The organism is Kineothrix alysoides (genome assembly GCF_000732725.1).
Taxonomy (GTDB): Bacteria; Bacillota; Clostridia; order Lachnospirales; family Lachnospiraceae; genus Kineothrix; species Kineothrix alysoides.
In genome coordinates this window covers 115,003-139,065 of the sequence record NZ_JPNB01000003.1, presented here as the reverse complement: position 1 = coordinate 139,065, position 24,063 = coordinate 115,003, and the positions used below count along the sequence as shown (strand labels likewise).

Below are 24,063 nucleotides of genomic sequence, written 5' to 3'. Positions count from 1 at the left end.
AAGGTGGTATTTCGCGTGAAAGTGATATTGCAGACAAATCAATCGGATTGCCTTCTCACATGTGCGGCCATGCTCATGGATACATATAAATGCACAGTTCCGGTCTATCGACTGGTGGAAAAGGTAGAACTGTCAATGGCCGGAAGCAATGTACTGCAGCTAAGAGATGCATTGGGGGAATATGGATTTTCTGTTGAAGGCTATAAAGTGGAATATGAAAAGCTTAATTCATCGATGTTACCTATAATAGCTTATGTAAATAATGGGCATTTCATTGTGATTAATAAAATAACAAAGAACAAGTTTATAGGCGTTGACCCTGCCATCGGGCGGATTGCCTACTCCTATGCTGAATTTCAAGGTATTTACAGTAAAGTTGTAGTAAAGATCGACAAAGCAAGGAACGATGTGAAAGTAAAGGTTGTAAAGCACCGGGAATTATTAGGTTTCTTGAAAAATAAGGAACTTATTAAAATCTTATCAGGATTACTTATAACTTCGGTTTTCACCCAGATTGTAGCTATGAGTTATTCTTATATGTATTCGGCTGTGAGTAAAGACAATTCCTATTTGAACCTGGGTATCCTGCTGATAGCTGCAGTTGTCTTGCTGGGAGCAGGAAGTATGATTCAAGGGTATCTGACTAAAAAGTTTAATGTTTTATATGAACAGATATATGGAAATCGATTAGTCGATAAGCTGGTGTGTAAGAACTACAAGTTTTTTTCATTTAGAAGTAACGGTGATTTATTATATCGCATTAACGCGCGGGGAATGATCAAAGATGCGTTGCTGTTAAAGATAGTACCTTCCTTTATAGCATTATGTACCGTTATTTTGGTACAGACGGTTTTATTCTGGAAAAACCTGTTTCTGGGAGGATTGTTTCTTACGGCAAATGTTTTATATTTGTTTTTTTATATCAGCATTAGTAAAGTGACATACATAGAAAGCAATAAGTATACGCAAAAGGTGATTAAGCTTAATACGACGAGCGAAAATATAATCAGGACGATTTCTACTATTAAGGTTTTGGATGTGAGTAAGGTTTTCATGGAAAAATGGCATAGTGAAAATGAAGAGCAAGCGGAGCGTTATGGTCAGCTTGTTATTTTGCAAAGTATACAAAATGTATTAACCAATATATTCACATACATTGTGCCGATAGTAGTCAGTATCGTAAACATAATCTGTAACAGGGAGGATGATATTTTCAGCCAAATAGCATTATTACCGTTGTTGTATTTAGTCGTTCAGAATGTAGTGACGTTGGGGCAGGCATTTAATTCCTTATATACAGTGCTGCCCAATATAGATAAGACGAACGAATTATTGGATGAGAAATTCATGCAGGACAGGGAACGAAAAGTGGAACACTTAGACAATAATGAAGAGATATCCGTACGAAATATGTCCTATTATTATGGAAGCTTCCGATGTTTGGAAGATGTTAATTTACAGATAAAAAAGGGAAAAAAATATGCGGTAATCGGAATATCGGGAAGCGGAAAATCTACCTTATTAAAGGTTTTGGCGAATCTGTTTAATGATTATCACGGTACAGTAGCATTTGATTCTGCCAATAAGCAAAAGCCGGTATATCTGGATCAGGACACTTCCATTTTGGACGGAAGCATATTAGAAAATGTATTATTTGGTCAGCAATGCACAAATGAAAGGCTGGCAAGAGTCAGCCAGGCAACCGGTCTGGAGGAAATTGTTGACAGGCAGCCCCTCAAATGGGCCACGGAAATATCAAAAGGAAAAAACCTTTCTCGTGGGCAGGAACAGAGAATTTGTCTGGCAAGATGCCTGATCAAAGAGGCCGGAATATATTTACTGGATGAAGCTACAAGCAACATAGATGTTATTGATGAAGAAAAGATTATGAATAACCTTATCGGCCGGAATGGTATTTTAAGAGATGAGACTGTATTTATTTCTACACACAAATTAAGCATGATAAGCTATGCGGACGAAGTAATATACATAAAAGAGGGAAGGGTATATCAAGGGATACATGAACAGCTTTTACAGAAGTTTCCCTCTTATGGGGAGTTTTTTGAATAAAAACTATCCGTTACATTACAAAATTTACGGCGTACGGCGGCCGGATAAAAAGTAAGGTAAAAGTAAGGATACGAGAATGTAAATGTTAGGTTAGCGCTGTATGATAAAAGTATCAAAAGGAGATGTTGCTATGAAATATATTATTACAACAGAACAGTTGACAAAAAAATATAAAAACTTTACTGCCGTCAACGGTGTTTCGCTTCATATCCGGCAAGGAAGTATATATGGTTTTCTTGGTCCGAATGGGGCGGGTAAATCCACTACTATGAAGATGCTGCTGGGATTGACAACTCTCACAGAAGGCAGCTTTGCTATTGATGGAAAGCATTTTCCCGCCGATAGATTGACAATTTTAAAGGAGATTGGATCGTTTATCGAGTCGCCTTCCTTTTATGCCAACCTGACAGGGCGTGAGAATCTTGATATCATTCGTCAGATTTTAGAGCTGCCGAAAAGCTCTGTAGATGATGCATTGGAGTTGGTTGGTCTTGAGGAATTCGGGAACAGGCTGGCCAAAAAGTACTCACTGGGCATGAAGCAACGCCTGGGACTTGCGGGAGCGTTACTTGGGCGGCCGCCTATCCTTATTCTGGATGAACCTACAAATGGACTTGATCCAACCGGTATTCATGAAATCCGTAGTTTGGTGAAAAGCTTACCCACACTTTATAATTGTACTATCTTGATTTCATCCCATATGCTGTCTGAAATTGAACTGATTGCAGATGATATTGGTATCCTGAATCATGGGAGACTGCTGTTTGAGGGAAGAATGGAGGACTTACGAAGAGATGCGTCGCAGGAGAGCTTTGCGGCGGACAATTTGGAAAATATGTTTTTATCCATCATTGAGAAGGATAATCTTGCCAGAAAGAAGGAGGCAAAACTATGAGAATGCTTGCAATTGAGCTTCAAAAGGAGAAACGGACCGGTGTCACTGGGGTATTGCTGGCAGTGGGCGTTCTGGGAGCTGCATACGCCTTTATCAATTTCTTCGTGCGAAGGGAGACTCTGCTCGCTTTACCGCTTGCCCCGATGGATGTTCTGCTGACACAGCTATATGGTATGATCATGGTGCTGAATATGTTCGGCATTGTGGTGGCTGCCTGTATGATTTATGAAATGGAGTTTAAGGGTAACGCGATAAAAAGAATCCACATGCTTCCCGTAAGCGTTGCGGGAATGTATTTATGTAAGTTTTTGATTTTAACCATGCTGTTTTTGCTGGTGGTCTCCTTTCAGAATCTGGCTTTAATGAGAATAGGAATGAATGATTTGCCAAAAGGTTCCTTTGAGATGAAAACGCTGATAATCTTTGCAGGTTATTCCTTTCTTACATCAATGCCTGTTCTCTCCTTTATGCTTTTGGTGTCGTCCAGATTTGAAAATATGTGGATTCCCTTAGGCATAGGCGTGTCAGGATTTTTGAGCGGTATGGCATTGGCGACATCAGACGCGGAATTGCTGCTGATACATCCATTTATTATCATGTTAAAGCCTGCCGTGGCCATGAGTGCGCAGCCTGATTATATGATTCTTATTGTTTCTTTGATCGAGACAGTTATTTTTCTGGAAATAGGTTTATGGATGGCAGAAAAGCTGCGCTATGAGTAAGGAAAGACTAATTAAACAAATGAAACAAACCGAAAGGAATGAGCATTATTATGAGTTTTTTTGAATTACTTAATATCGAGTTAAAAAAGGTAAAGCGTTCTAAAATTACTCCCCTGATTTTTATTGCCCCTCTTCTGGTGGTGGCATCCGGGGTAGCGAACCTAAGCAGTTATTTTACGCCGGATTATACGGATGCATGGCCGGCGATGTTTATCCAAAGCGCATTGGTATACGCATATTATTTACTGCCTTTTAGCATGATTGTTGTGTGCGTGATGATTGCAGGGCGAGAGACTCAGAACAACGGTATTTTAAAGATGCTTGCCTTGCCGGTAAGCAGGTATACATTGTCATTGGCGAAATTTTGTGTGCTGCTATTTTATCTTTTTATGGAAATGGTGGTTTTTCTTGTAGTTTTTGTTGCAGCCGGCCTGATTGCTGCCAATACATCAGGTATTACGGAGGCCTTGCCGTTGTTCTATCTGTTAAAATGGTGCATTGGTTTATTCCTTACGATGCTGCCGTGTATGGCCACTATGTGGGCAATCACCATTTTATTTGAAAAACCGCTGCTTTCTTTAGGCCTAAATTTATTTCTTGTTATTCCGGGGGTTTTGGTTGCCAATACACCGCTATGGATTGTCTATCCTTACTGCTACAGCGGATATCTGGTATCCTGCTCTTTGCATGATTTTACAACGGAGTCTTCTGATACCGCGTTTGCAGTATTTCCGTTCCTGCCTTGCGCGATAATGATTTTTGCATTGGTACTTTTAGTAGCTGTTACACGATTTGGGAAAAAGGAAATGAGGTAAATAAAAAATGGAAAATAAAAAACGAGAAACTATGAGTATGGTGGCATTAGTTGTCAGTATTCTTCCGCTGGTAACTCTTATTCTGACATTTCTGAATATCAGCTTATCGGATGAGGTACGTACGATTTGTGCCGGGGGCAATATTATCTTCGTTCTTGCCGGATTGATCCTTTCTATTATATGTGTAAAGAGCAGTGAGAGCCGGAGTACTGTGAACATTATTTCTATGGTAATCAGCTCCTTTTGGGCGCTGCTAATGGTTGGAATCGTTGCAATGGCACTGCTTTTAAACTTTCTGCAATGAGAAGACAGTCATGTATTTCTTAAGGAATGTTTCTGCTTTATAGTTTTTGGGGCTTAGGAACGCGGCAATGAAAAAAATAATAAGGCTTTAACAAAGAGAGATGTTAATACAAATGACTGAAAAGAACAGGAAGAATACAAAAAATATGTAGTCAACCGAATAGTATTTGAGTAGAATTATCTCTCCAAAACAGACATGGCGGATGTTATGATGTATATCATTCCGTTATGTCTGTTTTATTAATTAGCACCTGTTCAACAAGTGCTGCCCCAATAAGGTGTTTTTATGAACAGAGTTTACAGAAAACCCGCACTTTGCCAGCGAAAAATACTACCCAGCAGTATTTCTTTGTATGAATTATTGCTATGATGACGAATACTGAATAGTAACATTTTCTGACATTACATGACCTGCTCATATTGCAAATGTGCGGGAAGGTGAATATAATAATTGTATTGACATATCTATCTAATTAGTCAATGACGATTGAATGAAAACTTAGATGTTATCTGTGTGCGATGATTGCAGGGGACGGCACAGAAGGAGGTCGACGGGCTTCTGCAAGGCACCAGAAGGAAGTAAGAGGGGAAAAATGCTTAAGATAGCGATTTGCGACGATAATACTACATTTACCGGTAGTCTGGAGACTGCGGTAATGCGGGAGAGCCGTGACCTGGCCATCCAGGTGGAGACGGACGTGTTTTTTGGCGGGGATACACTCCTGGCAGCCATGCGGGAAGGACAACGTTACGGGATAATCTTTCTGGATATTGAAATGGAGAATGTGGATGGAATCAGGGCAGCACACGGCATCCGGGAGATGGATCGGTCCGTGCTGCTCATCTATGTGTCGGGATATGACCAGTATCTCAGGGAGTTGTTTGAGGTGGAGCCTTTCCGCTTCCTTTCGAAGCCACTGGATACGGAGCGCTTCCGGCGTTACTTTCGGGAGGCCTGTCAGCGTATTGGAGAAACAGAGGTATATTTCCAATTCGCCTTTAACAGGAGAATGCGCAAACTCGCTTTGAAGGATATTGTGTATTTTGAGAGCCGCAATCGGGTTGTCTATATTTTCTTGCAGGATGGAGGCTGGGAACAGTTCTATGGAAAGCTCAACGATGTGGAAGAGAGCATTCTGGAGAGCCGCAGCTATTTTCTTCGCATCCATCAGTCTTTTTTGGTCAATTATGATTACATACGTAATATGAATTTTTCAGGCATCCTCCTCTGCTTTGGAGGAAAGGAGATGGAGCTTAAGATCAGTGAAGACAGGCAGAAGTCTGTCCGGCAGCGTCTGTGCGAGATTGCCGGTGGGAAGACGGTGATAGAATGAGTACTCCTTTTCCGTTTTTGCCGGATTTGCTCCTGCCGGTCCTCCATCTGCTCATTATGCAGCGGTGCATGAAGGCTTTTTTCGGTCCGCTCCATAAATCTCTGCCGGGATACGCAGGCTGGTTTCTTTATTATGTTTTCCAAGTATTTTCAGGTCCGGGCTCAGCCCTGCCTTCTCATCTGATGTTGGCATGTAATATACTGCTTGTATTTCTTACGGCATCCCTTTCCGGGTGCGGGAGCCTGAAAAGGCGGTGTGCCTTTTCGGTGCTTGTCTGTACGGTATGGATGCTGGTGGAGATTATCGTTCTCATTCTGCTGGAACTGTTTGGCATGGGTGGGGAGAGTCTGCAGATGGCAGGTAGTTTTATATCCAAGATGGCGGTGTTCATCCTTGCCGTTACTGCCGGTCGCTGTCTGCCGGGCAGGAACCGCCGGGATGTATCAGTCCGATATTTTTTTGCTATTCTGGTGATTCCGATATGCAGCATCTATCTGATGCATTACATCTTCCTGATAGCCTATATCCATAGGGAATATTCTTTTTTTGCTGTCTCTGCCGGTATTCTGCTTCTGCTGGTAAGCTACGTGATTTTCGAGGTTTATGACTGGATGGCCCGGGATGCGGAGCTGCGGGAACAGAATCGTCTGTATGAGCAACAGTTGGAGCTGTGCGGCCGTCAGGCGCAGGAACAGGAGAGCCTGTATCTGGAGTTGCGGCGGATGCGGCACGACATGAAGAACCATCTGTCGGGAATTCTGGGCATGGTGCAGGCGGGGGATGCGGAAGATGCAGCGCTCTATCTGCAGGGCCTTTTGGATGATGGGATTGCCGGACAGCCTGCGGAGGCGTTTCGCAGCGGCAATATCGTAGTAGACTCTTTGGTGAACCACAAATGTGCCCTGGCCCGGAGGGAGGGGATAGCGTTTGAAGCGGATGTGTTCCTTCCTGCAGGCTTGCCATTTCAAGGGAGCCATCTGGTCATCATCCTGGGCAATCTGCTTGAGAACGCGTTGGAAGCCTGCCGGAAGCTGGAGCCCGGAAAGGGATACATTCATCTGGATGCTTCCTATGTCAAGGGGGTACTGCAGGTAACTGTGAGAAATCCCTATGAAGGAAGCGGGAGGAGAGACGCGGAGGGGAGGTTCTTAAGCACCAAGCCGGATGCACACTGTCACGGCCTCGGCCTGTTGTCGGTGGAGCAGGCAGCAGCCTGCTACCGCGGACAGATGAAGATATCGGATCAGGGAGGAATGTTTCAGGTAACAGTAGTTATGTATGGAAGTCTCGGGGAAAAATGACATGCTGTCCCGGAATTTCAACATATAGCATGAAAGTATAAAAAAAAGAGGTACAATATCGATATAATCTTAACAGCAATACATAAAACAGCAATATCACAAAAAGGAGGTATGTAAATCATGACTAAGAACGAAAAGAATGTAGCAGCAACCTTGATGGAGAAAATCGCACGTAAATCTGTGGAGGTGGCCGCAGACAGCAGATGTGTATATGTTCTGCATCAACCTAAGCAGCCGGTGGGAATAAAAAAATTTAAGAAGTAGGTCGGTGCTTATTATACTTATTTTGTCGAATACCCTTTTGTATTGAAATATTAATACAAAAGGGTATTTTTTTCTGCAATAGGAAAATGCTCCTATTACAGAAACCATAGATACGCAGCTGCGCGCGCAACAAAAGCTGTGCTGCCGAAACGGCTGGTTACGGGAGTATACGAGACGCACTTTTGTTCGATAAGTCAATAATATAAATGCGGCTATATTGATATTGACAAATATATTAATAAGAAGTAATATAAAAAAAGGAATATTATTATCATTATTGATAATAATATTAAATATGAGAACGAACGTCAGGAGTGTGATAACAGGAATGGAGCAGGATATATCAAAACTTGTTATGAATCCGATACGGCTTAGGATTATCCAATATTTGCTCATTCATGGATCAGGGACGCCTTCGCAGATAATGGAGGAGATGAGCGATATTCCGCCGGCGAGCTTATACCGGCATATTAAGCTGCTATATGAAGCGGATTGTATAACGGTGGTAGAAGAGAAGAAGATAAGAGGGACTGTGGAGAGAACATATGCGATGAAAGGCTGCAAGCCCTGTGAATTCAGCAACGACAGCGTGGAACACATGATTCAATCATCGCTTATGTCTTTAATGACCTCCTTTGGAAAATATTTTTCCAAGGAAACAGCAGACCCGGTCAGGGATTTTTTGGCGCTTTCCACCTCTACTCTTCTATTGACAGACGAAGAATTTATGGTGGTTATGGAAAAAATAGGGGAAGCGATAGCTCCCTACCTTTGCAGTACGGTGGAAAAGGGGAGGAACGTCAGAAGGCTTACCTTTATCTCGTCTCCGTGCGAAGAGGATGAAAGTGAATAGGAAGAGGTGATGGAAGAATGCTGAGCATAAAAAATTTGACCAAATCATACAAGGGCGGTAAAAAGGCCGTATCCAACTTAAGCCTTGAAATTGAGAGGGGAGATATTTATGGATTCATCGGTCATAACGGAGCCGGTAAAACGACGACAATTAAAGCGGTAGCCGGAATTATCGATTTCGAAGAGGGCGAGATACTCGTTGATGGGCATTCTGTAGTAAAAGAACCGATATTATGTAAACAAAAGATGGCATATATTCCCGATAATCCGGATTTATACGAGCACCTTACCGGAATCCAATATCTGAGCTTTATTGGAGATATTTTCGGAATAGATGCAGAGACGAGAAAAGAAAGAATCAAAAAATATGCGGATGCTTTTGAACTGACGGCAAGTCTGGGCGATCTGATTGCCTCCTATTCCCATGGAATGAAACAGAAGCTAGCCATTATTTCAGCGCTCATTCATAAGCCTGCGCTGTTAATTCTGGATGAACCTTTCGTCGGTCTGGACCCGCAGGCCAGTGTTTTACTGAAAGGATATATGCGGGAGCTTTGTGCGGAGGGCAGCGCCATATTTTTTTCTACTCATGTGCTCGATGTGGCGGAGAAGCTGTGCAATAAAATTGCGATTATTAAGGAAGGAACGCTGATTGTGTCCGGGCGGACCGAGGAACTGACTCAAGGGAAGTCGCTGGAGGATGTATTTATGGAGGTGGTAAGGCATGGAGGAGATGCAGCTAAGGAAAAATAGCTCCGTTGTTATGCAGATCGTGAAGCTGCTTAAAATACAGCTTTTACAATATATGAGCATCAATGAAACTTTGCATTCGAAGGATGAAAAGAAGCGGCACAGTTTATATCTTCTCTTGGGAATCTATATTTTTCTCGGTGCGATAATTGCCCTTTACATGAGTGCAGGAGCCTATGGGCTTTGCTTTTTAGGACTGCCCCATATTGTACCCGCATACCTGTTGTCCATAACCAGTATTATTATCCTGATGTTTACCATATTAAAGGCGGGGAGTATGCTGTTTCAGATTAAAAACTATGAAATGCTGATTTCTCTTCCGATAAGTCCTGTGGCGATTGTGGTAAGCCGGTTTTTGAATATGTATATAGGGAATCTTGTTCTGGCATTACTGACAATGCTTCCGGCAGGGATTATTTACGGAGTCTTTGTGAATGCGCCGGCAGCTTTTTATATTGTATATGTGATCAGCATATTTCTGGTGCCTCTCGTTCCGCTGACGGTAGCGTCCATAGTTGGAGCTGCGGTAACGGCAGTGGCAGCCAGAATGAAGTACAAGAACGCCCTGACGATTGTGACTTCCATGGCATTCATTATAGGTATTCTGATAGTGTCTTTCTATCCGGCCTTTCAGAAGGGAGAGATTACGACGCAGCAGATGACGGATTTCACATCGCTTCTTAGCGCTCAGATAAACAATCTGTATCCCCTTGCCAACTTATACACAGAAGCCATTGTGAACGGAAGTCCGTCTGCTTTTGCAGGTTTTGCGGCAGTTTCCGCAGGGATTTTTGCGGTGTTTACGGGAGTGGTGCAATGGAAATACGCCTCCATATGCGCGGCGCTCATTACCCATGCGGCGAAGAAGAACTATGTGCTTGGGAAACAATATAGCCGGAGCCCTATAGGCGCAATGTATGGAAAAGAAATGAAGAGGTATTTTTCATCATCTATTTATGTCATGAATACGGCAGTCGGTTATATTATGATGATTCTGGTGGGAGCCGCTCTCTTGCTTGTCGGAAAAGACAAAGTGATGAGCGCGATGGAGGTCGCAGAGGTGGCAAGAAATGCGGCAGAAAAAATACTGCCTTTCCTATTGGCCCTAATGGGAATGATAGGAACTACCACTATCAGTGCGCTGTCTCTGGAAGGAAAGCAGTGGTGGATTCCAAAATCTCTTCCGGTAAGGACGAAAGTGATACTCGACAGTAAAATACTCGTAAATCTCACCTTGTCTGTTCCAAGCTGTGCTATTGCCGCTATTTTATGCGTGGCGGCGTTAGGATATCAGGGAATGAGCTCGGTATGGATGTTTGTGATTCCGCTTACGTATTGTGTTTTTGCTTCGGTGATGGGTATGGCGATAAATATAAAGTTCCCTCAGTTCCATTGGGACAATGAGGCATCGGTAGTGAAACAGGGAACCGCGCTCTTTGCAGGAATGCTGTTGGAATTTGCAGTTGCTATAGCGGGAATCGTATTGACGCTTTTGGTCGGCGGAGCTGCGTATCATATATTAATGAGTGTGATAACGATAGTTTTGCTGCTGATAACGGCGGTCATTTATAAAAAAATGGTAAATTTTGACTTAAGAAAGTTAGATTAGGGTGTAAAAAAAATATATTAGCTGTATACTGTTAGGGAAAAAAGTGAAAATAATTACAGCGGATAAAAATCTGGTGAAAGAGGAAGTTATGATTGAAATTAATTGGAAAAAGATAGGAACTGAAGACGAAGAGATTATTCAAAGCTATTATGACATGGAGCCGGTAAGAAACTGTGAATTTACCTTTGCGAATAACCTGCTATGGTCACCTTTTTATAATATACGCTATGCGGTGGTTGAGGATATGCTCGTATTCATTTCCGACGAGGCGGAGGTATCCATAAGCTGTCCTCTCGGAAAAGGAGACCTTGAAAAGGTAATAAATGTTCTTACGGAATATTTTAAAGAGAAGAACGCACCCTTCAAGCTGCATTTGGTATCGCCGAAGCAGTTTGAGAAATTAGATAGATTATATCCGGGAAGATTTAAGGTGGAGTATAATAGAGATACTGCGGATTATGTTTATGAATCGGAGCGCCTGATTTCTCTTGCAGGAAAAAAGCTGCACGGAAAGCGAAATCATATCAACCGCTTCAAAGAAGCCTATCCGGACTGGAGCTATGAGCGCATTACCGATGAAAACGTGGAAGAGTGCATTGCCATGGCTAAAGAATGGAGAAACCAGAATGGATGCGAGGAAAAAGGCCCTAAGCACAACGAGTTTTGTGTGACGCTGCATGCACTTAAGGAAAGGGAAGCACTGATGCTAAAGGGCGGACTTATCCGTGCAGGCGGACGCGTGGTAGCATTTTCATTAGGTGAGCCTTGCGGTGAGGATATGTTCGTAGTTCATATCGAAAAGGCGTTTGCCGATATTCAGGGAGCTTATCCTATGATCAATCAACAGTTCGTGCTGAATGAGGCGTCGGAATATCGTTATATCAATAGGGAAGAAGATACGGGCGACGAAGGACTGCGAAAAGCGAAGTTATCTTATGATCCGGCCTTTCTGATGGAAAAGGGGCTTGTTAAGGAAATATAAATTGTAAAGCTGAAACATAAGACGGGAAGCTGAAACAAGGCCAAAAATATAAGAATTCGAAAATGTGAGGAAACGCCATAATGGATAAACATGAAAATCGTATGGACGCGGTATATCAAATGTTGAAGTTTATAGAAGAAAGCCCTACCTGCTTTCATGCGGTGGAAAATGTGCAGGAGCAGTTAAAGAAGGAGGGTTACCTTCCGATTAATGAAAATGAGGAATGGAAACTTTCGACAGGCGGGAAATATTATGTAAACAGAAATGGTTCCGCTCTCATTGCCTTCCGACTACCGGAGAAGGAGATAAAGGGTTTCCACATGGTAGCCTCTCATAGCGATTCTCCCTGTTTTAAAATAAAGGAAATTCCGGAAATGGCAGTGGAGGAACAATATGTAAAGTTGAACGTAGAGCCCTATGGCGGAATGATTATGTCAACTTGGATGGACCGGCCTCTCTCCGTTGCCGGAAGGGTAGTAGTAACGGAAAATGGAAGTCTGGTCAGCCGGACAGTAACAGTGGACAGAGATTTGCTCATCATTCCAAACATGGCAATCCACATGAACCGGGATATCAATAAGGGTATGGAATACAATGCGCAGACGGATATGCTTCCGTTGTATGGAGGAATAGATAGCAGGAATTCCTTCCTGAGCCTGATTGCCGGGGCGGCAGGAGTGAAGGCGGAGGATGTTTTAAGCAGTGATTTATTTTTATATAACAGGGAAGCAGGAAGAATCTTAGGCGCTGAAGGAGAGTTCGTCTCTGCTCCCAGACTGGATGACTTGGAGTGCGTCTACGCTTCCATGCGGGCGATGCTCGCATCGAAGTCGGAGGAAAATGTAAATCTTATGATTGTATTCGATAATGAAGAAGTGGGAAGCATGACGAGACAGGGGGCTGCGTCCACCTTCCTTCAGGATACCTTGCTACGGATATGCGAATCGTTGTCTCTGACCAAAAGCGGCTATTGCAGGATGCTGGCGGATAGTTTTATGATATCTGCGGATAACGCTCATGGAGTGCATCCCAACCACCCGGAAAAAGCGGATCCCACCAACCGGCCCTATTTAAATGGCGGTATCGTCATCAAGTATCACGGAAGTCAGAAGTATACGACGGATGCAGTTTCAGCAGCGGTAATGAAGGATATTTGCAAACGGGCAGAGGTTCCCTTTCAGACCTATGCGAACCGCTCCGATATAGCGGGCGGCTCTACGCTTGGAAATATTTCGGCGGCACAGGTGCCCGTCAGCACGGTGGATATCGGCCTTGCCCAGCTTGCGATGCACTCTGCTTACGAGACGGCAGGAAGTCTGGACGTTGAGGCCATGATAAAGGCGCTGAGCTGTTTTTACTCCATGTAAAGTATTAATTGGAATACCGGCACATCGTCCTCAAATGAATCTACCCTATTGCTTGTCTGAACTTTGTCGGGTTATTTGCAGGACGATGTCTAAATTAAGCTGCGCCGATGCTTTCCATTAACTAGGAAGAAAAATAATGGATTATTTCGTTATTGATTTTATCTGAAATTTCATGATTAATACCATGACCTGCTTCGGGATAAAACTTAGCATTCATCCGATACCGGATCAAAGCATTTTTTCCGCCCAATTTGGCAAACGGGTCCTCATCGCCTACAAGATAAAGAGTCTTATCGCGTATAGACGCAACTTGCTCATCACTAAAAGGCTCTACTTTATGATAAGCCATCGCCATATTATTAAATCCTTTCAACAAAGCGCGATAATGCTCGAGTATGATAGGACTTTCGGTGAATACATTACTGTTTTCACCACTTAATTTTTTCAAAAGTCTAATGGTATTTTGTTTGGTAGGGAATAACGCCTCCGGTAAAAATATTTTCATCATGGTTTTCATGGGGCTGGAATTACCGACAGGGACCGAACCGGCCATGCAAAGAATTTTTTCGGTCCGTTCGGGCCTGTGCAGGGCGTAATATTGTGCAAGAAAGGCACCATGTGACACGCCGGCAATGCATATTTTATCGAGTGCGAGTTCCGATAATACTTCATCAATCCACTTTGCATCGTCGAACTCTTTATTGTAGTTCTCGTTTGGCCGGCTTTTGCCCGACCCCCCAATGGTATCGATTGCAATAATATGGAAATGGCGTGAAAGAGCCTGTGCGTTGTAAAGCCACATTAGGGCAGAGTTATCGCCCACACCATGAAAGAGTACGAGCGGAGATTTTCCTTTGTCGCCGCAGGTAATTATATGGGTTGAGCCATAGGTACCGGCTATATCTTGTTCTTCTTTATCTACATTCCACATGTTAAGCAGTTCATTGTATGTATCATGGATTTGCTTTCCTGCTTTCTTACTTCTATAAATTTTCATAAAGCTTCCTCCTTTTTACTATTTTCGGCAACCACCTTTTCTAAACAAGCGTTCCAGATGGCATATTCTACTCCCAGCCCTTGAAAGCAAAACTGAATGACATTTTTAAAAGTTTGAATATCACTTTTATGTGGAACTTCATTTCCGGTCATCAATTTCGAATACTCAAAGACATTTGCAACAAAAACGGACCAAAAACTATTGGCAGCGCTGCCTGGATTTGTTTTGGGAATTAAGCCCTGTTCCATACCTTTTTCTATTATAGTTGTCAGAGCCTTTCTGTGCATATCCGATTTCTGTGCGCCCTCTTCCCACTTTTCAGGCCCGAATATGGCATAGGCATCAAAAGGTACACGCATACTAAACTGCATAAATCGCAGGTCGGACCGGTTTACTCCGAACATGCCGTAAGTATAGTACATAAGCTGCTCAATTGAATTTCGCCTTTCAACATTGTCTAATAGGGCGGCAGAGAACGAATAGGATTCTTCGTACATCCATGTGTATAATTCTACAAACAGTTCTTTTTTTGTCTTGTAGTAATAATAAAGCAAACCTTTTGCAAGCTGTGCCTGTTCGGCGACAGTATCCATATCTGTTCCGTGGTATCCGAAACGGATGTAGACAGTAAGAGCAGCGTCAAGTATTTGTTTTCTTCTGGCCTCTCGCACAAGGGCATTTTTTTCCGAATTGCGCGGCATATTAATTCCTCCCAATATTATTGACTTTATATTAAGTCAATAATACTTTTGTTGGATTAATTTGTCAATTCAAATTTGTTACGTTAAATATATTTAACTGCTTAATCTCCTGTTTTATCAGATAGTAATGGACCTCAAGGAAGAATTTCATGGAAGAATTATCTGGAAATCATTCAAGAATATGGTATAATTATATCAATTGTTATGTATTAGGGGGGTGGAGGTATGGCGGTTCAAATAGCGATTTGTGATGATAGGGCGGAAGATATCGTGCGATTGTCAAGAGCTCTCTATGCCTATGATCCTTTATTTGAAATCACTTCCTTTACCAGTGGAAAAACGCTGGTGGATGAGTTAAAGGAGGATAGCTTTTCAGCAGATATTTTATTTCTGGATATTTACATGCCTGAAATGGATGGGATTAAGACAGCGCAGGAGATACGCAGCAAAAAGGAGAACCTCAAGATTATATTTCTTTCCTCCAGCAGGGAACATTACTCGCAGGCATATGAGGTATTCGCCTACAATTATCTGGAAAAGCCTTTCGATCAGGGACGTTTGTATACAGTATTAGATCGTGCACTCGGTGAAATCCGGAAAGAAAGCGGGTACAAAATCAGCATTCGATACAAGGGCTCTGTACATAATGTGGACTGTCGCGATATTCTTTATATTGAAAGTAGGGACAAGCTTCTTTTATTTCATTTCTCCGCAGGAAATACCCTGCAGTGTTATGGCAAGCTGGAGACAATACTGAACGAACTGCCGGGGCAATTCTTTATCCGCTGTCACCAAAGCTTTCTGATCAATCTGCTTCAGGTAACGGAAATGAAAGAGAATTATATGCGGACGGGGCCGGTGATGATCAGCATTTCACGGAAATATTGTAAGAACGTAAAAGAGCAGTATTATGCATACCTGTTTTCCCGTATGGAGGAAGAGCGGCTGTAAATGGGCATAAAACGAAATGATTGCTCATTGCATGGCAAATTTAAAATATACCATACCAGTAAACCCTGCCGGATTCTTCGGCAGGGTGCTTTTTTTGCCAATTTCGTCATTAGAGATGTCAAGTTCGCCATTGGCCGCAGGAAGCAAAATCAGAATGTATACTGATTCTTGTGATCGGAGGTGAAGGAAATGATTTACCGGATAGTTCCGCAAACAGGACGGAGCGGAATATTCGTAGAGCCGCGTAGTGGATGCGTTATCCGATATGTAACCCGAAAAGAAATGTCGGAACAGTACCGGGATAAAAACTTCAATGTAATCGGAGAAATAGGGGGCTTTGCCCGTGCACCGGCGCAGGGCGATATTCTGATTACGGAAAACGGCAGTAATATCCCTATCCTTCCGAGAGGAAGCCGGGTCAGACCCCTTGAATGGATCGTCGGTTATATCGCGGTAGAAAAAAACAGTTATCTTGCGGTGGTCAAGAGCTTGTGTTGCAGCCTGATGTGCCGCCGGAAGAACAGCCGGAGTACGGCATGGAAGAAAAAGAGGTAACCCGTTTCACGAGTGTGTCCAAATCAGGTTTTCAGCGATTTGGATAATCTGAAACTGAAAATTTCAACTATGTAAAGGAGAAATGAATATGGAAGCATTTATTGGAACAATTTTAGCATGGCCGATAGATTTTGAACCGGTAGGCTGGCTTTTTTGCAAAGGGCAGACTTTAAACATTAATCAATATCAGGCGCTTTATTCCCTTATCGGGAACAAATACGGCGGTGACGGCAGAACTACATTCATGCTCCCTAATCTTTCGGGAAGGGTTATTGTGGGGGCAGGACAGAGTGCCGGAACATCTAGTTATATCACGGGGCAAACGGGAGGTGCAGAAACGGTTACACTTACGACGAATCAGTTGCCGATACATTCGCATCCAATCCCGGCAAGTACAGAAGACGGATCAACGAACGTTCCCGGAGCAAATACCGTTATGGCAAAAGTGACAGATAATTCGTTCGAAGCATTAAATATTTATAAGGCAGGAGCAAACACAACATTATCACCGACCGGAAATGAAGGACAAAATGCACCGCATGCAAATGTTCAGCCGTATCTGGCAATGAATTATATTATCTGCATCAATGGGTATTATCCGTCGCGGTATTAAAAGCAGACGTCTTTTCCTGCAGAGCAGGAAGGGAGCAGAGGGGATGAAGAAATGAATCGAGTTATTAAAAAGGTGAAAAAAGTGGCTTTTCTTTGCATGGCCGTTCTGCTGGTATTGAATACCCTTCCCGCGAACGTGTTCGCGGTGGAAGGGGAAAGCGCAGGCACGGACAGCGGTGGAGGGCCGGTATCAGCGGTTGGTGAAAGCCTAAGTGCAGACAGCGGCGGAGGGCTGACACCTTTGTCTGGTGAAAGCCCAAGCGCGGACAGCAATGGGGAGCCGGCACCTGCGGCTGATGGAAGCTCAAGCGCGGACAGCAGTGGGGAGCCGGCACCTGCCGCTGGTGAAAGTGCAAGTACAGACAGCAGTGCTTCGCCTGTACTTACGATTGGTGTAAGTGCCATTACAGACAGCGGCACAACGATTGAGTTTACCTCCGATCAGGATGGTACAGTATATTATCTCATACAGGAAACAGCAAAGAATAAACCGGACGCGGATACTCTGAAAGTATCTGAATCAGTGAAGATAACTGCGGGCTTGCCGGCAGTGATTGATACCCGGAATCTTATGCGTAACACGGCATATACCGTGTATGGTATAGCGGTAATAGAAGGCAGGCCGGAAGACAACATCGTATCCGAGAATTTCACCACAGACATGGGCGAACAAGCTACGCCTGTGGTTTCTTTGCTTGCGGCGCAGCTTACGTCAGATGGCGCAGAGCTAATCTTCGAATCCGATCAGGACGGGACCTATTATTGTCTGATCGACGAGGAACAAGCAGATGCACCTGATGCACAGACCGTGAAAGCCCCTGATGAGGCAGCAGTAAAGGAAAACGGTGCTATCCTCGCAGAATCAGCAATCACGGTCTCTGTTACCGGAGAATTGGATGCCCAAAAGCAGTACACCGCATATCTTACGGTGGAAAATGAAAAAGGCATGCTGTCCGAGGTGCAATCTCTTCCGGTTACAGCGCCAATGATGCTGCGAGGGATTATGGCGGCGGGAACGCCGGATACGAGCTGGTATAATACAAGTGCCTCAACATTTGAAATCAGCACTGCTGACCAGCTTGCAGGGCTGGCACTGCTGTTAACAAATGCGGACTCATCAGGAGTAGATAACTTTTCAGGTAAAAGTATCAAGCTAACCAATGATATCGATCTGTCAGCTTATCAAAGCGGAAACGGATGGGTGGCTATAGGCAATAATCCTTCCTTCAGCGGTACTTTTGACGGCAATGGAAAAACGATTAGGGGGTTGGAAATTTCGGGGGCAGAATCCGGATACTCCTGCGGCTTGTTTAGTTCTGTTGTAAATGGTACAGTTAAAAATTTACGGCTTGAGGAAATATCCATCCAGCTTAGTGAGAATCATATTACCGGCGGAATTGTGGCTAATCTGGCAAGCGGCACCATCGGGAACTGTTATGTCAGCGGTATGATTTCTGTCAGTGGAGGACTCAGAATAGGTGGGATTACCGGTTATGCGTCAGGCGGGACTGTTAAAAATTGCGTCAGTACCGTAAATGTTTCCGGTCAATCGTATATCGGTGGTATTGCCGGAGCACTGAATACTTCCGTAGAAAATTGTTATGCCACAGGGAATATTACTGCGGTAGCATCTGGCAGCAATAGAGCCGGCGGGATTGCGGGAAACATGGGCAGCAGTGCCGGCATTCGCGGCTGTGCGGCACTGAATGGTACTATCATGGGCTCAGGGGCCAATTCCGGCAGGATATTCGGTGAAAAAAACAGTGCGGCAGTATCAGCCAATAATTATGCTTCCAGCACTATGCTGGTAAATGGTTCGGCCGTTGCGGGCGGAAGCGCCGACGATAAGGACGGAGTACCTAAGTCCGGTGCAGAGTGGCTTACGGCGGCAACATGGGGAAGTGCTGTTCTGAATTGGGATGCCGCCATATGGAATATTTCGGAAGGGAGTCTGCCTTCGCTGCAAGTATTTGGCGCGGCGGCACCTTCAGCAATTATCAGCATCACAGAACATCCTGCTTCTATTACCAATGCCATCGCGGGCAGCATTTCCGGTATGCTTTCGGTAGTGGCTGAAGTAACGCCGTCCGGATCCTTAAGCTATCAGTGGTATCAAAACACAACGGATTCTAATTCCGGCGGTACAGCAATTTCAGGAGCAAATAGCAGCAGCTTTACCATACCGGTAACTCTTTCGGCGGGAACCTATTACTATTTCTGTGAGGTCAGAGCAGGAACATCCTCGGCCCGTTCCAATGCGGCAAGGGTGAACGTGTCCGCAGTAGCGGATACAACTGCTCCTGTTCCGGGAGCAGTGGGGACGCTTCAAGTTGCGTCAAACTTTTTCTCTCCTGAAAGGATACTGGTGAGCTGGACGAAAGCAACGGATAGTGTATCGAGCCAAACAGGCCTGAAATATTACGTTTACCGCTCCACAGCAAACGATATTAGTGCGGTACAGGACTGTGAGAACAATGGAACGCTGCAAAATTACGGAGGAACATCAGATACCGACAGCTATTCTGCGACATGGCCGGGCGCCGGTACCACTTATTACTTTAATGTGGTAGTTCAGGATGAGGCAGGCAATAAGGCAGCTTACCAGCCGGTTCTCAGAAACGGTATTGCTTTTGCGAAGCAGCCGAAGGCGACCACACTGGCAGCCGGCTATGTCAGCGGCTCCTTATCGGTGGCAGCTGTGTCCGCTCCGGAAGAAACTCTCAGCTATCAGTGGTACCATACGGTTAATGACGGATATGGCAGCCCGGATGTGCTTAGCGGTGAGACCAACGCCAGCTTTACGCTTCCGGCGTCTCTGGCAGCAGGGGACCATTACTATTTCTGCAAGGTCAGCATTAAGGGAGGCAGCATCTGGGCATATTCCGATAGGGCAAAAATAACAGTCTTGAGTGAAGCGACGGTGCCGACGATTACCGGGCCCACCAGCATGACTTTAGAAGAAGGGTACGCTGCTACCTCAACCGGTATGTATACTATTACGGGCACTGAGCCTATCGGTGTGCCTGTCAAGGCAGGTAATGCCAAAATAACATGGAATGATACGACGAAAAAACTGGACATAGCCGAAGGGCTTACTGTAGGAACCTATCCTGTTACATTGGAGGCTTCTCATCCTTCCGGTAAGAAAGGGACCCTGAACTTTACGCTGACTGTCAATCCGTCACCGGTGAGTTCTATAGCAATCAAGACTTCTCCCGCCATACTCACCTACAAGGAAGGGGATATTCTTAATCTCAATGGCCTCGTGGTAACTTTGATGAAAAGTGACGGCAACACGGAGGATGTAGCCCTCGCTGATTTCGGGGCAAAGGGAATCATCACTAATCCGGCAAACGGAGATACTCTTTCCGGGGGTACTTCCACCGTTACCATCACGGTAAATGGCAAAACAGTTAATCAGCTTATTACGGTAAAATACCTTTCACCAGTTCCGGGTAAACCGATACTGGTGGAGAAAACGGTATCCAGCGTAACCTTGCAAACTATGACGAGTGGGGGTACGGATGCCAGATATCGCCTGGGTACAGAGGGAACTTGGCAGAACAGTCCTTCTTTTACAGGTCTTTCGCCTAACACGAGCTACACGTTCTATGCGCAGTATCCGGAAACAGTAACCCATGCGGAATCTCCAATCAGCGAAGGGCTGACAGTCATCACAAATAAAGCCGCTTTATCCGGAACGGTAACAATCGCCGGGACACCGAAATACGGTGAAGAACTTTCTGTGAATACGTCTGCTTTGACATCTGTGCCGGAAATAGGAGCTTCAAATCTGGGTGTACTTTCTTATCAATGGAAACGCAGCGGTACGGATATCACAGGCGCAAATAATGCGCTCTATACGCTGGATGCTGCCGATATCGGAGAAACGATTACGGTAGCCGTGACAACTGCAAACTGTGAAGGAACTATAACCTCCACAGGATCAGGCCCGGTAGCAAAGCAACAGCAAGCGGCTCCGGCCGCGCCGGCTCTTTATAACAAAACGGCAGATACAATCACATTAAATCCCGTATTAGGCATGGAATATTTGGAGGACGGCGGCACCTGGCAAACCAGCAATACGTTTGACAGCCTCGATCCAGATACGGAATATACCTTTTACATGCGACTCAAGGGTACCACGACCAAAGAACCGTCGCCTGCCAGTCTGCCGTTCATTGTAAAAACACACAAAGCAACATTGTCAGGAACGGTGACCGTCGGTGGAACCCCTAAATACGGTGCACTGCTGCTTGCGGGCACAACAGGGCTGAATACAACCCCGGCAATTCCTGATTTGGGCGAGCTGTCCTATCAGTGGAAGAGAAACGGGGGCGCGATTGCCGGAGCGAACAGCGAGAGCTATATCCTTTCCTCCGGCGACATAGGCAAAACCATTACCGTCGCGGTGACGTCTGCCAACTGTGAAGGAAATATAACCTCTGCCGCTACCGCAGTTGTAGAAAAGGCGGACGGCAGTACAGCGCCTGTTGTGACAGGCAGTTATACCGGTAACGGCAGTACCTTTACCTATACGATAAACGCCATTACCGGTGCGGAATATAAATTGGACAGCGGCATATGGCAGGACAACAATGTGTTTACCGGTATTGCACCTCTTTCCAGCCATACCTTCTATGTCCGTGTCAGGGAAACGGCAATCCAAAAGGCGGGCGAGGCGGGCGATACAGGCTTGATCAGCTTTGCCAGGCTGAACGACCGCCCTGTCCCGGCGCTTAACTATGTTGTCAGCGAAGGCGACTTCCCTAAAACCATTACGATTACGGAAGTCCCGGGCGCAGAATACAGCTTTAACGGCAGCAGTTTCAGCAGTGCACGTACCTATACCTCAAATCATTCGGAAAATGTGACCCTGTCCATTCGTCTTGCAGAAACGGATACCCATAGCGTATCTTCAACCAACAGCCTGAGCATCAACACTGCAAATAAGAATCAGACAGCACCGGATATATTTACATTGATTTATGAGGGCATAAACGATACGAGTTACACAGTGACCATTCCCGAGACGGCCGGAGCAGAATACAGCTTTGACGGTACGAGTTGGAGCAGTACGTATACCAAAACAGGCTGTATGCCCGGAGAAACCGTCACCGGCTACAAGCGCATGGCGGCAAGACCGGGCTATAATGCCAGCGCCGCTGTCAGCAATAGTGCCGCTTTGCCTGTATTCAGAGTGAAAACGCCTGCGGCATCGCCAAACGGCGGCACATTTGCCGGCAGCCAAAGCATAACACTTTTCAGCCAAACGGAGGATGCGGAGATTTATTACACCACGGACGGCAGCATGCCGACAATAGGCAGCACTCTTTACACGGCATCTTTCCGCCTCGTTCAAACAATGACTGTAAAGGCGATTGCGGTGAAAACGGGTATGGCGGACAGCGAGGTGCTTTCGGTGACCTTTACAAAGCAATCCGGGAATGAAGGCAGCAGCGGTGACGATTCTTCTTCCGGCAACAGCCCATCTTCCGGCGGCAATTCCTCTTCTGATGGCAGTGCCACCAAAAACACCGTCACATCATCAGGGAAGAAACCTAACCAGCCTGTTACAGCCTCGGCTTCCGTAGTGACAACAGCCGGAGTAAGCGGTACAGCCAGTGCGGCCATTCCGGATAAATCCGTTACGGATGCCATTGCCAAGGCACAGGAAGAAGCGAAAAGGCAGGGAAAAGCAGCAAATGGTATCTCTGTGGAACTCAATGTAACAATACCCAGGGGAGCAACCGCGTTGTCAGTCATGCTGACCAGCAGCTCCCTGAACAGTCTTGTGAGCGCCGGTGTAAGCAGCTTTGAGATTAATGGTTCTTTCATAAGGATGAATCTTGACCAAAAGGCGCTGACGGAAGTCATGAAACAGAGTAATGGCAGCATCAGCATTACGATTGCCCCCAAGACGAAGTTTTCCTCTTCCTCAAAGGCCATGGCAGGTACACGACCTCTGTACGACATCACGGTCAGCTACCCCAAGGATGGCAAGGCAACCGCAATTTCAACTTTTAACGGCGGAATCGTAACGATTGCCATCCCTTATAAGCCTGGTAAAAATGAAGCTGTGGGCTGCCTCTATGGCGTATATATGGATGCAACGGGGAAAGTCACCCGGATTGAGGGGTCAGCCTATGATGCTAACGCAGGAGCGGTACTTATTCCAACCGGACACCTCTCAGTTTATGGTGTTGGCTACACGGCTCCGTTACAGAAGTTTGTCGATACCGGCAGTCATTGGGCGAAGGATTCTATTGACTATGTGGCAGGAAGAGGGCTTATTACCGGCACCTTTGATATGACCTTTTTCCCGGATACCGCCATGACACGCGGAATGCTTGTAACAGCTCTGGGCAGATTGGCTGGCGTAGATACAAAGCTTTACGCCACGAATACTTTCACGGATGTGAAGGCAGACAGTGATTTTCACCCTTATATCGAATGGGCATACAAGAACGGTATCATTCAGGGTATCGGTAATCAGCAGTTCGCACCTGACAGAGCAATTACCCGTGAGGAAATATCCCTGATTCTGCAAAACTACGCCAAAGCCACCGGCTATACCCTTCCTGTGACCCGTGATGCGGTCAATTATGCGGATGCTTCCAGTATCGGAAGCATGTACAAAACCGCGGTAACGGCTATGCAGCAGGCAGGTATCATGATGAGCGGCAACGGAAATAAGTTTAATCCCAAAGATCATGCCACACGTGCCGAGGTTTCGATTATGCTGCATCGCTACATCAAGCTGACCATCGATCCTTCCACCGCTCAGGGCTGGGCATTGAACGATGCCGGACAGTGGTTGTATTACAAAGACGGAAAGCCACTCACCGGAACGCAGACCGTTGACAGCGTGGAGTATTATTTCAATGCCGATGGGATACGGGGAATCGGCCGTTAAAAAACAGAAAGAGCCTGTCTCTATTCAAGGAGGCAGGCTCTTTTTATGTAACAGGAAAATACGCCTA

General features: G+C 45.1%; 19 protein-coding genes. 17 read left to right on the top strand and 2 right to left on the bottom strand.

What is annotated here, in order from left to right:
* The first annotated feature begins 15 nt into the window (after nt 1–15).
* From CC90_RS0120420 to CC90_RS0120360, 13 genes are all read left to right on the top strand, one after another.
* Complete coding sequence (locus CC90_RS0120420) at nt 16–2,070, top strand: peptidase domain-containing ABC transporter (RefSeq protein ID WP_031392570.1); 2,055 nt, start codon at nt 16–18, stop codon at nt 2,068–2,070.
* A gap of 130 nt (nt 2,071–2,200) precedes the next feature.
* The gene (locus CC90_RS0120415) at nt 2,201–2,965 is read left to right on the top strand and encodes an ABC transporter ATP-binding protein (RefSeq protein ID WP_031392569.1); all 765 of its coding nucleotides are present in this window, start codon (nt 2,201–2,203) and stop codon (nt 2,963–2,965) included.
* The gene (locus tag CC90_RS0120410; RefSeq protein WP_031392568.1) at nt 2,962–3,687 is read left to right on the top strand and encodes an ABC transporter permease; all 726 of its coding nucleotides are present in this window, start codon (nt 2,962–2,964) and stop codon (nt 3,685–3,687) included. The genes CC90_RS0120415 and CC90_RS0120410 overlap by 4 nt, the downstream gene beginning before the upstream one ends.
* 50 nt (nt 3,688–3,737) lie before the next feature.
* A complete protein-coding gene (locus CC90_RS0120405) occupies nt 3,738–4,502 on the top strand; it encodes an ABC transporter permease (RefSeq protein ID WP_031392567.1) in 765 nt (254 codons plus the stop codon).
* A gap of 7 nt (nt 4,503–4,509) precedes the next feature.
* A complete protein-coding gene (locus CC90_RS0120400) occupies nt 4,510–4,806 on the top strand; it encodes a hypothetical protein (RefSeq protein WP_031392566.1) in 297 nt (98 codons plus the stop codon).
* A 592-nt stretch (nt 4,807–5,398) separates the two neighbouring features.
* The gene (locus CC90_RS0120395; protein ID WP_031392565.1) at nt 5,399–6,139 is read left to right on the top strand and encodes a LytR/AlgR family response regulator transcription factor; all 741 of its coding nucleotides are present in this window, start codon (nt 5,399–5,401) and stop codon (nt 6,137–6,139) included.
* Entirely contained in the window at nt 6,136–7,440 is a 1,305-nt protein-coding gene (locus CC90_RS0120390; protein WP_031392564.1) for a sensor histidine kinase, read from the top strand. The genes CC90_RS0120395 and CC90_RS0120390 overlap by 4 nt, the downstream gene beginning before the upstream one ends.
* Before the next feature lie 120 nt (nt 7,441–7,560).
* Nucleotides 7,561–7,704, top strand: coding sequence for a cyclic lactone autoinducer peptide (locus CC90_RS0120385; protein WP_031392563.1), 144 nt, complete (start codon nt 7,561–7,563; stop codon nt 7,702–7,704).
* 328 nt (nt 7,705–8,032) lie between these two features.
* Nucleotides 8,033–8,557 carry a helix-turn-helix domain-containing protein gene (locus CC90_RS23445; protein ID WP_031392562.1) on the top strand — a complete coding sequence of 175 codons (525 nt, stop codon included), beginning with the start codon at nt 8,033–8,035 and terminating at the stop codon, nt 8,555–8,557.
* 17 nt (nt 8,558–8,574) lie between these two features.
* Nucleotides 8,575–9,309 (top strand): ABC transporter ATP-binding protein, encoded by a 735-nt coding sequence (locus CC90_RS0120375; RefSeq protein WP_031392561.1) that lies wholly within the window; start codon nt 8,575–8,577, stop codon nt 9,307–9,309.
* Nucleotides 9,281–10,915 carry an ABC transporter permease gene (locus tag CC90_RS0120370; protein WP_031392560.1) on the top strand — a complete coding sequence of 545 codons (1,635 nt, stop codon included), beginning with the start codon at nt 9,281–9,283 and terminating at the stop codon, nt 10,913–10,915. Before CC90_RS0120375 ends, CC90_RS0120370 begins: the two co-directional genes overlap by 29 nt.
* A gap of 88 nt (nt 10,916–11,003) precedes the next feature.
* On the top strand, nt 11,004–11,897 hold the full coding sequence (locus tag CC90_RS0120365) for a DUF2156 domain-containing protein (protein ID WP_031392559.1): 894 nt from the start codon (nt 11,004–11,006) through the stop codon (nt 11,895–11,897).
* An 80-nt stretch (nt 11,898–11,977) separates the two neighbouring features.
* On the top strand, nt 11,978–13,264 hold the full coding sequence (locus CC90_RS0120360; protein WP_242843361.1) for a M18 family aminopeptidase: 1,287 nt from the start codon (nt 11,978–11,980) through the stop codon (nt 13,262–13,264).
* Between the two features lie 121 nt (nt 13,265–13,385).
* Here the strand turns inward: CC90_RS0120360 and CC90_RS0120355 are convergent, their stop codons facing one another.
* Together CC90_RS0120355 and CC90_RS23440 are read right to left on the bottom strand one after the other, a co-directional pair.
* A complete protein-coding gene (locus tag CC90_RS0120355) occupies nt 13,386–14,261 on the bottom strand; it encodes an alpha/beta fold hydrolase (protein ID WP_031392557.1) in 876 nt (291 codons plus the stop codon).
* Nucleotides 14,258–14,962, bottom strand: coding sequence for a TetR/AcrR family transcriptional regulator (locus CC90_RS23440; protein ID WP_051869901.1), 705 nt, complete (start codon nt 14,960–14,962; stop codon nt 14,258–14,260). Before CC90_RS23440 ends, CC90_RS0120355 begins: the two co-directional genes overlap by 4 nt.
* A 225-nt stretch (nt 14,963–15,187) precedes the next feature.
* Here CC90_RS23440 and CC90_RS0120345 point away from each other — a divergent pair, with 225 nt between their 5' ends.
* From CC90_RS0120345 to CC90_RS0120325, 4 genes are all read left to right on the top strand, one after another.
* Nucleotides 15,188–15,913, top strand: coding sequence for a LytR/AlgR family response regulator transcription factor (locus CC90_RS0120345; RefSeq protein WP_031392555.1), 726 nt, complete (start codon nt 15,188–15,190; stop codon nt 15,911–15,913).
* 189 nt (nt 15,914–16,102) lie between these two features.
* Nucleotides 16,103–16,468, top strand: a complete 366-nt coding sequence (locus CC90_RS0120335; RefSeq protein ID WP_051869899.1) for a hypothetical protein — start codon at nt 16,103–16,105, stop codon at nt 16,466–16,468.
* Nucleotides 16,469–16,556: 88 nt separating this feature from the next.
* Complete coding sequence (locus CC90_RS0120330) at nt 16,557–17,081, top strand: phage tail protein (protein WP_031392553.1); 525 nt, start codon at nt 16,557–16,559, stop codon at nt 17,079–17,081.
* Nucleotides 17,082–17,132: 51 nt separating this feature from the next.
* Nucleotides 17,133–23,996, top strand: a complete 6,864-nt coding sequence (locus CC90_RS0120325; protein WP_031392552.1) for an S-layer homology domain-containing protein — start codon at nt 17,133–17,135, stop codon at nt 23,994–23,996.
* Nucleotides 23,997–24,063 lie beyond the last annotated feature (67 nt).